This window comes from Stenotrophomonas sp. YJH_SMC_4, assembly GCF_059371575.1.
Window position 1 is genome coordinate 415200 of record NZ_JCAFUR010000003.1, and the last position, 11564, is coordinate 426763.

Consider the following 11564-nt stretch of genomic DNA (forward strand, 5'->3'; position numbering starts at 1 on the left):
CCCCGCCTCTGGCGGGCATTCAGACTAACGCATGCATTACCCGGAATCGCCTTGACCGACACCACCCCGCGCCCCGCGCCGAGCGAAAACCACCTCCTGATCAACGCCTATACGACGCATCCGGAGTCCCCCCTGCTGTCCGTCACCCGCCGCATCGCCGACAGCGGCTGCAATCTGGTGGACGCACGCCTGGCCACGGTCGGCCGCGATGTCTCGGTCACCGCCCTGGCCACCGGCTCCTGGGACTCGGTGGCCAAGCTCGAGGCGATGCTGACCCGGCTGGAGCGCGAGGAAGGCCTGAAGCTGGTCTGGTACCGCACCGCGGCCAAGCAGGCGCAGTCCAACCTGCTGCCGTACATTGTCGAAGTGATCGCCGCCGACAAGCCGGGCATCCTGTTCCAGCTGGCCGATTTCTTCGACCGCCAGGGCATCACCATCGAGAACCTGCAGAGCACGCGCTACCGCGCCATGCAGACCGGTGCGGAAATGTTCAGTGCACAGGTCACCATCGGCGTGCCGGCCAACATGCACATCGCCGCGCTGCGCGACGATTTCCTTGAGTTCTGCGACCACCTGAACCTGGACGCGATCATGGACCCGATGAAATTCTGATTGGGAGTGCGGATTTTTCGCGCGCCTCTCACGGGCGCGTGGCGTTTCATGCAATTGTCGTAGAAACAACCCAGGCTCGACAGAAGGACCTCATGAACAACGGCGATACCCTGGACAGCACCACCCTCTCCCTGCCGCTGGCGCTGTCCGGTGGCAACCAGGCCACTCTCGGCGACTATGCCGGCCAGTGGCTGGTGCTGTACTTCTACCCCAAGGACAGCACTCCCGGCTGCACCACCGAAGGCATCGACTTCAACGCCCTGCTGCCGAAGTTCAAGAAGGCCGGCGCGGTCGTGCTCGGCGTCTCTCGCGACTCGGTGAAGTCGCACGACAACTTCTGTGCCAGGCAGGGCTTCAACTTCCCGCTGGTCAGCGATGGCGACGAAGCGCTGTGCAGCGCCTTCGACGTGATCAAGATGAAGAACATGTACGGCAAGCAGGTACGTGGCGTCGAACGCAGCACCTTCCTGATTTCCCCCGACAGCCGCATCGTGCAGTCCTGGCGCAAGGTCAAGGTTGCCGGCCATGCCGATGCCGTTCTCGCCGAACTGAAGGCCTCCCAGTCCAAGTGAGTCCCACTGCCTACTGTGTCTGCCATCACCCTGCCCCGCAGCAGGCCGTGGTGGTTTTTCCCTGTCCGTAACCAGGAATCGACGATGACCCGAGGCAAGCGCATCTACGTGCTGGATACCAACGTGCTGATGCACGATCCGACCGCGCTGTTCAAATTCGAGGAGCACGACATCTACCTGCCCATGCAGGTGATCGAGGAGCTGGACAACGGCAAGAAGGGCACCTCCGAAGCGAGCCGCAACGCCCGCCAGGTGAGCCGCTTCCTCAACGAGCTGGTGCAGGAATCCGGCCTGGACAACCTGGCCGACGGCATTCCGCTGCAGCGCCCCAACGGCCTGCAGCTGCGCGGCAAGCAGAGCGCCGGCAAGCTGCGCTTCCAGACCAGCCACTTCGACGCGGGCAAGAGCTTTGGCAAGGTCATTCCCGACAATGCCATCCTTGGCGCGATCCTGGCGCTGAAGGAAGAAACGCCGGACCTGCCGGTGGTGTTCGTTTCCAAGGACATCAACCTGCGGATCAAGGCCGCCATCGCCGGCATCGTGTCCGAGGACTACGAAAACGACCGCGCGCTGGACGATTTCAGCCTCCTCTACACCGGCGCCACCGAGCTGCCGGAAGACTTCTGGAAGCGCCACGGCGACGACCTGCGCAGCTGGAGCGACAAGGGCCGCAGCCATTACGAAATCCAGGCGCAGGACGGCGAGGAGTGGTACCCGAACCAGTACGTCTACCTGCCCGGCGAAGACGAAGTCGAACTGCGCGTCAGCCGCGTGGTCGGCGACGGCAAGGTAGTGCTGTCGCTGGTCGATGATTTCCGCCACGGCAGCCACGCCGTCTGGGGTATCAGTGCGCGCAACCGCGAGCAGAACTTCGCGCTCAATGCACTGATGGACCCGGAGATCGACTTCGTCACGCTGCTGGGCACCGCCGGCACCGGCAAGACCCTGCTGGCGCTGGCTGCCGGCCTGGCGCAGACGATGGACCAGCAGCGCTACCGCGAGATCATCATGACCCGCGCCACAGTCAGCGTCGGCGAGGACATCGGTTTCCTGCCGGGTACCGAGGAGGAGAAGATGACGCCGTGGATGGGCGCGCTGACCGACAACCTGGAAGTGCTCACGCACAACCAGGAAGGCGGCACCTGGGGTCGCCAGGCCACCAACGACCTGCTGGCCAGCCGCATCAAGATCCGCTCGATGAACTTCATGCGCGGCCGTACCTTCCTGTCGCGCTACCTGATCCTGGACGAGGCGCAGAACCTCACCCCGAAGCAGATGAAGACGCTGATCACCCGTGCCGGCCCCGGCACCAAGATCGTCTGCCTGGGCAACGTCGAGCAGATCGACACCCCGTATCTGACCGAGACCACCTCGGGCCTGACCTACGCGGTGGATCGTTTCAAGAACTGGCCGCATAGTGCGCACATCACCCTGCGCCGAGGCGAACGCTCGCGCCTGGCCGATTACGCTTCGGAGGTGTTGTGAACCGCTGCACCCGCCTGCTGCTGCCCACGGCTGCGATCACCCTCGCAGCCGTGCTCGGCGCCTGCACCACCACGCGCGGCCCGGCCAGTGTGCCGACCGCCGAGCGCACCGGGCAGTCCTGGGTGGTCACCCGCCCGATCATCGCCGCGCAGGTGCTCGACACCTGCTCGCGCGCCAGCCCCGGCCGCGAGGCCGGGCGGGTCAGCGGCTACTGGGCTCCCAGCCGGCAGCAGATCGATCAGCTGGAGGCACAGCTGTCGTCGCTGGAGGCACAGGTACCAAAAGTGCTGGACTTCGACCGCCAGTACGTCGGCATCGAAAGCGCCGGCAAGCGGCTGATCTACGTCAACGCCTTCCACCTGCCCGACGACAGCGGCATCAATCCGGCGCGCGAAGCGATCCGCGTCTGTGACGGCGGCACGCAGTTCTGGGGCGCGGTGTTCGACCCGGCCAGCAACACCTTCAGCGAGCTGCAGTTCAACGGCGGCTTCGGCGGGCCCTGAGGGGCCCCGCCGATGGGAATACGCCTGCCCACCTGGGTCTGGATCGGCGCGGTCGCGCTCTCGTGCGTGGCCGGCATGGTCAACGTGGTCGGCTTCCTCGGTTTCGAGCACCAGGCGGTCAGCCACATGACCGGCAGTACCAGCCAGTTGGGCATGGCGCTGGCGCAGGGGGACTGGCGCGCCGTCGGGCACCTGTGGGGGCTGTTGATCGCGTTCTCGCTGGGCGCGATGCTCAGCGGCCTGCTGATCCAGGACAGCGCCCTGCAGCTGGGCCGGCGCTATGGCGTGGCACTGGCGCTGGAATCGGTGCTGCTGCTGGTGGCCATTCCGCTCTTTGAACAACACCAGATCTGGGGCGCGCTGGCCGCCGCCATGGCCTGCGGCCTGCAGAACGCGATGGCCACCACCTTCAGTGGCGCAGTGGTGCGCACCACCCACCTCAGCGGCATGTTCACCGACCTCGGCATCGGCCTGGGCCACCTGCTGCGTGGGCTGCCGCTGCAGGTACGGCGGCTGACCCTCAGCGGCCTGATCATCAGCGGCTTCCTCGCCGGCGGCGTCCTCGGCGCCTGGCTGTTCATGCGCTGGCAGTACGACGCCCTGCTCGCCCCCGCCCTGCTGACTGGCCTGACCGGGCTGGGTTATGTGCTGTACCAGCAGTGGGCGCGTTGGCGGCATTGAATCAAGGACATCCACGCATGGCGTGGATCTACCTTCCCCTGCGGGACCACGGCACAATCAACCGATGAGCCCGACCACTCCCGTTTCCGCCCTCACCATCGCCGGCTCCGACTCCGGCGGTGGCGCCGGCATCCAGGCTGACCTCAAGGCCTTCGCCGCACACCGCGTGCATGGCCTTTCCGCGATTGCGGCACTGACCGCGCAGAACACCCGCGGCGTCATCGCCGTGCACGTGCCACCCATCGAGTTCCTGCGCGCGCAGCTGGATGCCTGCTTCGACGACTTCGACATCCACGCGGTGAAGCTGGGGATGCTGGCCAACGCCGAAGTGATCCATGCCGTCGCTGATGCACTCGAAAAGCACCGCCCGCCACACGTGGTACTGGACCCGGTGATGGTCGCCACCAGTGGGGCACGCCTGCTGGAAGACAGCGCATTGCAGGCCATGCGTGAGCGCCTGATCCCGCTGGCCACGCTGATCACCCCCAATACGCCGGAAGCAGAACTGCTGGTCGGCCGGAAGATCAGCAACGGCGAAGACGCAGAACAGGCCGCCTCGGCCCTGCTCGACCTCGGTGCCGGCGCAGTGCTGCTCAAGGGTGGCCACCTGCATGAGGGCAATCGCGTGATCGATCGCTACTTCGACGGCGTCAGCAGCGAAGAATTCATCCACGCGCGCCTGCCACTGGACGCACATGGCACCGGCTGCACGCTGGCCTCGGCCATCGCCGCGCAGCTGTGCAATGGCCTGAGCCTGGCCAACGCCTGCGAAGCCGGCATCGACTACGTTGCACGCGGCCTGCAGCAGGGCTATGCCCCCGGCCGCAGCGAGGTGCTGGTGCTCGACCACTTCGGCGCGGCACCCCACGCATGAGCCCGACGCCGAGCGTCCTTGCCGTGCAGTGCGACGACGGCCATCGCTTCGAGGTGATCGCCTGCGTGCCCGCACAGCCCATCGCACGCCTGCTGTGGCTGCCGGCACTGGGCGTGGCCGCGCGCCACTACCTGCCACTGGCTTTGGCGCTGGCGGCGAAGGGCGTGGCGGTCTACCTGCACGAGTGGCGCGGCAACGGCAGCAGTTCGCTGCGCCCATCGCGCACGCAGGACTGGGGCTATCGCGAGGTACTCGAACAGGATCTGCCGGCCAGCCAGGCCGTCCTGGCCGCAGCGGATGACGAAGGCGACGCCCTGCCCTGGATCATCGGCGGCCATAGCCTGGGCGGGCAGCTGGCCTGCGTGCATGCCGGCCGCAACCCGCAGCACTTCAACCGGCTGTGGCTGGCCGCCAGCGGCTCACCGTTCTGGCGCGGATTCCCACCACCGCGTGGCTGGCTGCTGCCGCTGGTCTACCGCTTCCTGCCGTGGATCGCACAGCGCCAGGGCGTGCTGCATGGCCGTCGCCTCGGCTTTGGTGGCACCGAAGCGCGCGGACTGATTGCCGACTGGGCACGCGTCGGCCTGAACAACCATTACGCCGCCGTCGGCATGGACGAAGACCTCGATGCGCAGATGGCGCGTGTGCATGGCAGCGCACAGGCGGTGCTGATGGAGCACGACTGGTTGGCCCCCACCGGATCGATGCAGACGCTGCTGGCGAAGCTGCCGAATGTGGACGCGCAGCTGCGCGTGCTGTCCGCGCAGGAACTGGGCACGCGCGCCGATCATTTCGCGTGGCTGAAGGCCCCTGATGCCGTGGCTGACAGCTTTTTCATTCAGTTGGATGAAAATTTTCACAAAACTGTTGACGGTACGCGCCGACATCCGCATAATTCCGCTCCTGTCGCAGGGCGCCCGTAGCTCAGTTGGATAGAGTACCTGGCTACGAACCAGGCGGTCGGGAGTTCGAATCTCTCCGGGCGCACCACTCGACAGGTTTCCAGCATCCGCCGCTGGAAATGCAGTAAAATTTGATTGTGTACCGCGCGCCCGTAGCTCAGTTGGATAGAGTACCTGGCTACGAACCAGGCGGTCGGGAGTTCGAATCTCTCCGGGCGCACCATACACAGTCAGCACAACAAGTTTATGTAATTGGCGCCCGTAGCTCAGTTGGATAGAGTACCTGGCTACGAACCAGGCGGTCGGGAGTTCGAATCTCTCCGGGCGCACCATTACACCGAAACAGCAGGCCTCGGCCTGCTGTTTTTTTATGTGTGTTTTTCGGCAGGGCTGCGCCCTGCACCCTGGTAGTGCCGGCCGCTGGCCGGCAACCTCAACGGCAACGGCAGCGGCAAAAGCTGGCATTCCGTGGGATGGCGGGGCGGTGTCGGAGTGCGGGGACGCCGCAAGTACGTCCATGTAGGCTTGGCAGCCGCATCCATGCGGCTGACACCCCGCACTCCGACACCGCCCCACCTCTGACAGATTTCCGCGATCTGATGGATCCACGCCATGCGTGGATGAATCTCCATCGAGTTCGAACATTTCGACAATTGATCGAAGAGCATCCACGCATGGCGTGGATCTACCGTGTCGACCAAGGTCGACACCTACCAGAGCAGTACGCCGTTCCGACAGATCGCGGAAACTGTCGAAGGCGGGGTGGGTCCGGTTGCGGGGGCGTGAGCCGCATGGATGCGGCGACCGAGCTTACATGGATGTACTTGCAGCGGCCCCCGCAACCGGACCCACCCCGCCATCCCTAAGGAAACCAGCTTCTGCTGTTGCTGTTGCTGTTGCTGTTGCTCTGGATCGTAGCGGGTGCAGGGCGCAGCCCTGCCAAACCCCTACCCCCTGGCCATTGCCTGCCACCACTGCGACAGCAGCTCCGGCCTGCGCAGGCGTTCGCGCCACCAGCGCAGTGCGGCGCCATCCTCTCCAGTGCGCCAGGCCAGCCAGAAGGTCTCCTCCGGCTTGTGTTCCTCCACCTCACGGATCACCAGCTGGCCACGCGCCACCGCAGCGCGCGCACACGGTTCGGGCAGGAAACCGAATCCCACGCCTTCGCACTGCAGCTTCAGTTTGCTGGCCATGTCCGGCACCGTCAGCATCTCCTGCCCCATCAACAAGCCGACCGTGCGCGGCAGCAGCCTGCGCGCGGAATCAGAGACCGCGATCGCGCAGTGCTCGACCAGCTGCTCGCGACCCAGCACACCCGGCACTGCGGCCAACGGATGACCGGGCGCGACCGCGAACACGAACTCCACCGTGCCCAGCGGCTCGACCACGTAACCACCGCCACTGGGGCCCTCACCCGGCGCGCCGACCAGCAGGTCGGCACGGCGGTCCAGCAGGGCCTCCCAGGTGCCGGACAGGGCCTCGCCGATCAATCGCAGCCGGGTCGGTGCCTCGGCCTCACGAAACGCGGCGATATCCGGGCCGAGCAGCCAGGTCGGGAACACCGAATCCACCGCCAGCGTCAGTTCGGTCTCCCAGCCCGACGCCACCCGGCGCACCCGCAGTTCCAGCTCGCGGGCGGCGCGCAGCAGGTGCCGGCCTTCGTCCAGCAGCGCGCGGCCAGCCTCGGTCGGCTCGGCGCGCGGACCGACCCGGTCGAACAGCTGAACGCCCAGGTCCTCCTCCAGCTTGGCCACGGTGTAGGAGATGGTCGAGGGCACCTTGTGCAGGGCCTTGCCGGCGCCGGCAAAGGAGCCGCGCCGGTCGATGGCATCCAGGATCTGCAGGGCATCGAGGCTGAGCTTGAGCATTCGAATTTTTCGATGATGGCTGTCAAAACTATCCGTTTTTCAAACCCAAGGCGCAAGCGGATACTTCTCTCCAACGGGGAAACACAGCGGCTTCCAGCCCACCCCGCCCCATCGAAACCATCGAACAAGGAGATTCCATCATGCTGCAGATCCGCAAGAGCGCTACCCGTGGCCTGGCCGAGCATGGCTGGCTGTCCTCGCGCCATACCTTCTCCTTCGCCAACTACTACGACCCGCGCTACGTCAGCTTCGGCCCGCTGCGGGTGATCAACGAAGACAAGGTGATCGGCGGCCAGGGCTTCGGCACCCACGGCCACAGCAACATGGAAATCATCTCCTACGTGCTGGGCGGTGCGCTGGAACACAAGGACTCGATGGGCACCGGCTCAGTGCTGCGCTACGGCGACGTGCAGCGCATGAGCGCCGGCAGCGGCGTCACCCACAGCGAGTTCAACCACTCGGCCGACGAGACCGTGCACTTCCTGCAGATCTGGATCTTCCCGGACACCGAGAACATCACGCCGTCGTACGAGGAGACCCACTTCGCGCCGGAGACCAAGCGCGGCCAGCTGCGCCTGATCGCTTCGCCGGACGGTGCCGACGGTTCGCTGCGCATCCACCAGGATGCCCGCATCTTCGCCACCATCCTCGACGGCGGCCAGAAGCTGCACCATGCGCTTGGCAACGGTCGTGGCGCCTATGTGCAGGTGGCCCGTGGGCAGCTGCAGGTCAACGGCATCACCCTGGAAGCCGGTGATGCGCTGCAGGTCAGCGACGAAGCCCAGCTGACGCTGGAAAACGGCAACGATGCCGAAGTGCTGGTGTTCGACCTGCCGCTGTAACCACATCGCCCGCGATGCTGCAGAGCATCGCGGGCGCATCTGCGTCAGAACCTGTAATTCAAGCTCAACCGCACGTTGCGCGGCTCGCCCCAGGTGTAGGTGCTGTACCAGTTGAAGATCGTGTAGTAACGCTTGTCGAGCAGGTTGTTGACGTTGACCGTGGCCGACAGGCGATCGTTGAACTGGTAGCGCACCATCGCATCGAGCAACCAGTACGGCTGCGTGCGATGCACCACCTTGGCCCGCGTGGCCGGGTTGGTGATCTCGCCGAAAGTCGAATCCTGCCAGCGTGCGCCACCACCCAGCGTCAGCGCCTGCCAGGCGCCACGCAGACGGTAGCGGGTGTGCAGGCTGAACTGGTTCTCCGGTTCCAGCGTGGTCACCTTGGTGCCCGCCTGGCGGGCGATCTTGTGGGAGAACCCACCCTGCACCTGCCAGCCCTCGGCCAGCTGACCCGACATTTCAAGCTCGTAACCCTTGGTGCGCACGCCCATCAAGGCGCGGTAGGCATCCAGGCCATCCGGTGTCTTGCCGCCGGTGGGCTGGGCGAAGTTGTCCTGATCAAGCTGGAACAGCGCCGCACTGGCATTGAGGCGTCCATCGAAGAACTCGGCCTTCAGGCCAACCTCGTAGCTGCGGCCCTCCAGTGGATCCAGTGCCTTGCCCTGCTCGTCACGCTCGCCCTGCGGCTTGAAGATGGTGCTGTAGCTGGCATACACCGAATAATGCTCGCCGAGGTCGTAGACCACGCCGGCATAGGGCACATGGACACCGGTCTCTCGCGTGTCCGGCGAGCGGTAACTGGCCAGGCGGCTGCCGACGATCAGCTTCAACGGATCGGCCAGATCGAAGCGGCCAACCACGTACAGCCCATTCTCGCGGGTCACTTCATTGTTGTCATAGGTGCGCTGCCACTGCGGTTCGGCAATGTCGCCATTCCAGGTCCTGTAGTCCGGCACGGTATCCGGGAACCCCGCCTGCGGGCCGTAGCCGGTATTGGTCCAGCGCTTGCGCGAGGCACTGCCACCGACCACCAGCTCATGCTCTCGCCCGAACAGGCCGAAACGCCCGCTCACATAGAAGTCGGCGGCATTGCTGACGGTCTTGCCAACGTACTTGCCGAGCCACAGGCTGACGCCCTCGCCGGTCAACGGATCAGGATTGCCGGCAGCGGCACCGGCCAGTGCGGCGTCATAGCCGTTGACCTGGTGGTTGAGCTGCAGCTTGGCAATCCAATCGTTGGCGAACGTGTGCTCCAACGTGGTGAAACCGGTACGCACGTACTGGCGCCAGCCGGCCCATTGCGCACCATTGTTGAACGAGCGCGGCATGCGGTTGAAGTTGCCGGCGCTGTCCAGCAGCGGAATGCCGCCCCACGTCGACCCCTTCGGGTCGCTGTCCATCACGTCGCCACCGACCGACAGCAGCGTGCGATCGCCCAGATCGGCTTCCACCACGGCATAGCCGACCTTGCTGGTGCGCTGGTAGTTGTCCAGGTTGGAGTGCTTGTCTTCCCAGGCACCCACGGCACGGCCACGCACGCGGCCATCGGCAGTCAGCGGGCCACCCACATCGAGCTCGGCGCGGTAGTCGTCCCAGCGGCCGACACCCAGTGAGGCGCTGCCGGCGAAGTCCTTGCCCGGCTTCTTGCGCACCAGGTTGATGGTCGCACCCGGATCGCCCATGCCGGTCAACAGGCCGGTCGCGCCCTTGAGCACCTCGATGCGGTCGTAGATGGCGGTATCGCTGAGCGTGTTGCCGGCGGAGTACGCCGAATTGCGCGACATCGGAATGCCGTCGTACTGGAAGTTCTGGATCGCAAAGCCGCGCGCGTAGTACTCGGTGCGTTCGCTGTCGTAGGTGACGATGCTGATGCCGGGGGTCACCCGCATCACGTCGTCGATGCCGTGCAGGCCGAAGTCATCCATCTGTGCGCGGGTGATCACGCTGATGGTCTGCGGGGTCTGCCGTGGCGTCAGCACCAGGCGGGTCGCGGTGGCAATAGTGCCGGGCGTATAGGCGCCGCTGCCCTCGGTGATGGTACCGAGCAGGTTGGCCGTGACCTGCACGGTCTGCAGGGTCTGTGATGCAGGCGCCTGCGAATCCTTGGCTGGATCCGTACTGGACTGCGCAACAGCAATACCGCTGCTGCCCAGAGCAGCGATCAGCAAACCCCGGGCCAGCGCCTGCGGCAACGCGCGGCGACGCGGCAAGGGGGACGGCGTATGGACAACAGGCACAGACAGCACGGCGGGACCTCCACGATAGGGTGGGATCCTCTGGCGGCGGCTGGAGGGAGGAGAGGGACGCGGCCGGACAGCCGCGGCGCAGGAGTGTACTCCCCTGCGCCGCGGCTGTCGTGCGGTGTGCTGGCGCGGGATCAGCCGCCGATGGCGACGCAGGCCTCCAGGATCAGCGCGGTCACTTCCTTCGGCTGCGAAGCCAGCGAGGCATGGCTGGCATCCAGCTCCAGCAGGCGCCTGGGCTGCATCCTTGCGGCCATGGCCTTCTGGTTTTCCGGCGCGATCATGCGGTCCTGGCGGGACAGCTGGTACCAGCTCGGCATGTGCTTCCACGCCGGGTCGCTGACCGCATCACCGAAGGTGCTGGCCAGCGGTGCCTTCTGGGTAACGGCCATCACCCGGCCTTCGTCCTCGCTCAGATCCTGGCAGAAGCTCTCATGGAACTTGTCCGCACGCAGCCACAGGTAGCCATCACTGTCAGGTGCCAGGTTCGGCGCCGCCTCCGGCAGGTGCTGCTGGGTGATGCCACCGGGACTCTCGCCGGCATCAGGCGCGAACGCGGCGATGTAGACCAGGCCCTTCACGTTGGGCTCGTTACCGGCCTGGCTGATCACCGCGCCGCCATAGGAGTGGCCGACCAGCAGCACTGGCCCGTCGATCTGCCGGATCATTTTCCGGGTGCGCCCTGCGTCGTCGGCCAGCGAGGTCAGCGGCAGTTCCACCGCCTGCACACGGTCGTGGCCGTTGCGATGCAGTTCCAGGATCACCTTGGCCCAGTGTGCGGCCCCGCCCCAGAAGCCGTGGACGAGGAGGATGGTCGGTGTCGTGCTCATGTACAGGTCTCCGGCAGCGGCCGGCGGAATGCAGACCGTGCAGCCACTGTCCGCGCGTGGCGTTAATCGCTGGTGACGCAATCGGGTCACTGCAATCGTATGCGTCGCCCGATGTCGCGCATGGCACTTGCCGAGTCAGTCTGAAATCG

At 65.7% G+C, this 11564-nt stretch carries 11 protein-coding genes and 3 tRNA genes; 11 read left to right on the forward strand and 3 right to left on the reverse strand.

From position 1 onward, the window contains the following. Window positions 1-51: 51 nt before the first annotated feature. From AC5P9F_RS08160 to AC5P9F_RS08205, 10 genes are all read left to right on the forward strand, one after another. Window positions 52-612: a glycine cleavage system transcriptional repressor gene (locus AC5P9F_RS08160; RefSeq protein ID WP_005409051.1), complete on the forward strand. Its 561-nt coding sequence runs from the start codon at window positions 52-54 to the stop codon at window positions 610-612. Window positions 613-704: 92 nt separating this feature from the next. Next, the gene (locus AC5P9F_RS08165) at window positions 705-1184 is read left to right on the forward strand and encodes a peroxiredoxin (protein ID WP_099498281.1); all 480 of its coding nucleotides are present in this window, start codon (window positions 705-707) and stop codon (window positions 1182-1184) included. A gap of 84 nt (window positions 1185-1268) precedes the next feature. Then, window positions 1269-2669 (forward strand): PhoH family protein, encoded by a 1401-nt coding sequence (locus tag AC5P9F_RS08170; protein ID WP_005409049.1) that lies wholly within the window; start codon window positions 1269-1271, stop codon window positions 2667-2669. Further along, window positions 2666-3172: a hypothetical protein gene (locus AC5P9F_RS08175; RefSeq protein WP_005409048.1), complete on the forward strand. Its 507-nt coding sequence runs from the start codon at window positions 2666-2668 to the stop codon at window positions 3170-3172. The genes AC5P9F_RS08170 and AC5P9F_RS08175 overlap by 4 nt, the downstream gene beginning before the upstream one ends. A 12-nt stretch (window positions 3173-3184) precedes the next feature. Continuing rightward, a complete protein-coding gene (locus AC5P9F_RS08180) occupies window positions 3185-3853 on the forward strand; it encodes a YoaK family protein (RefSeq protein ID WP_049460207.1) in 669 nt (222 codons plus the stop codon). A gap of 64 nt (window positions 3854-3917) precedes the next feature. Beyond that, window positions 3918-4727, forward strand: coding sequence for a bifunctional hydroxymethylpyrimidine kinase/phosphomethylpyrimidine kinase (thiD, locus tag AC5P9F_RS08185; RefSeq protein ID WP_005409046.1), 810 nt, complete (start codon window positions 3918-3920; stop codon window positions 4725-4727). Beyond that, window positions 4724-5650 carry an alpha/beta hydrolase family protein gene (locus AC5P9F_RS08190; RefSeq protein WP_308680415.1) on the forward strand — a complete coding sequence of 309 codons (927 nt, stop codon included), beginning with the start codon at window positions 4724-4726 and terminating at the stop codon, window positions 5648-5650. Before thiD ends, AC5P9F_RS08190 begins: the two co-directional genes overlap by 4 nt. Then, a tRNA-Arg gene (locus AC5P9F_RS08195) sits at window positions 5641-5717 on the forward strand. The genes AC5P9F_RS08190 and AC5P9F_RS08195 overlap by 10 nt, the downstream gene beginning before the upstream one ends. 58 nt (window positions 5718-5775) lie before the next feature. Further along, a tRNA-Arg gene (locus tag AC5P9F_RS08200) sits at window positions 5776-5852 on the forward strand. Window positions 5853-5884: 32 nt separating this feature from the next. Then, window positions 5885-5961: transfer RNA gene (locus AC5P9F_RS08205), tRNA-Arg, on the forward strand. A 615-nt stretch (window positions 5962-6576) separates the two neighbouring features. Here AC5P9F_RS08205 and AC5P9F_RS08210 read toward each other — a convergent pair. Beyond that, window positions 6577-7497: a LysR family transcriptional regulator gene (locus tag AC5P9F_RS08210; protein WP_005409044.1), complete on the reverse strand. Its 921-nt coding sequence runs from the start codon at window positions 7495-7497 to the stop codon at window positions 6577-6579. A 140-nt stretch (window positions 7498-7637) separates the two neighbouring features. On the opposite strand from AC5P9F_RS08210, the gene AC5P9F_RS08215 reads away from it, so the two are divergent. After that, window positions 7638-8339, forward strand: coding sequence for a pirin family protein (locus tag AC5P9F_RS08215; RefSeq protein WP_005409043.1), 702 nt, complete (start codon window positions 7638-7640; stop codon window positions 8337-8339). Window positions 8340-8383: 44 nt separating this feature from the next. Here AC5P9F_RS08215 and AC5P9F_RS08220 read toward each other — a convergent pair whose 3' ends face one another. Together AC5P9F_RS08220 and AC5P9F_RS08225 are read right to left on the reverse strand one after the other, a co-directional pair. Further along, window positions 8384-10588 (reverse strand): TonB-dependent siderophore receptor, encoded by a 2205-nt coding sequence (locus tag AC5P9F_RS08220; RefSeq protein WP_099498278.1) that lies wholly within the window; start codon window positions 10586-10588, stop codon window positions 8384-8386. Window positions 10589-10719: 131 nt separating this feature from the next. Next, complete coding sequence (locus AC5P9F_RS08225; RefSeq protein WP_049459636.1) at window positions 10720-11415, reverse strand: alpha/beta hydrolase; 696 nt, start codon at window positions 11413-11415, stop codon at window positions 10720-10722. Between the last annotated feature and the right edge of the window lie 149 nt (window positions 11416-11564).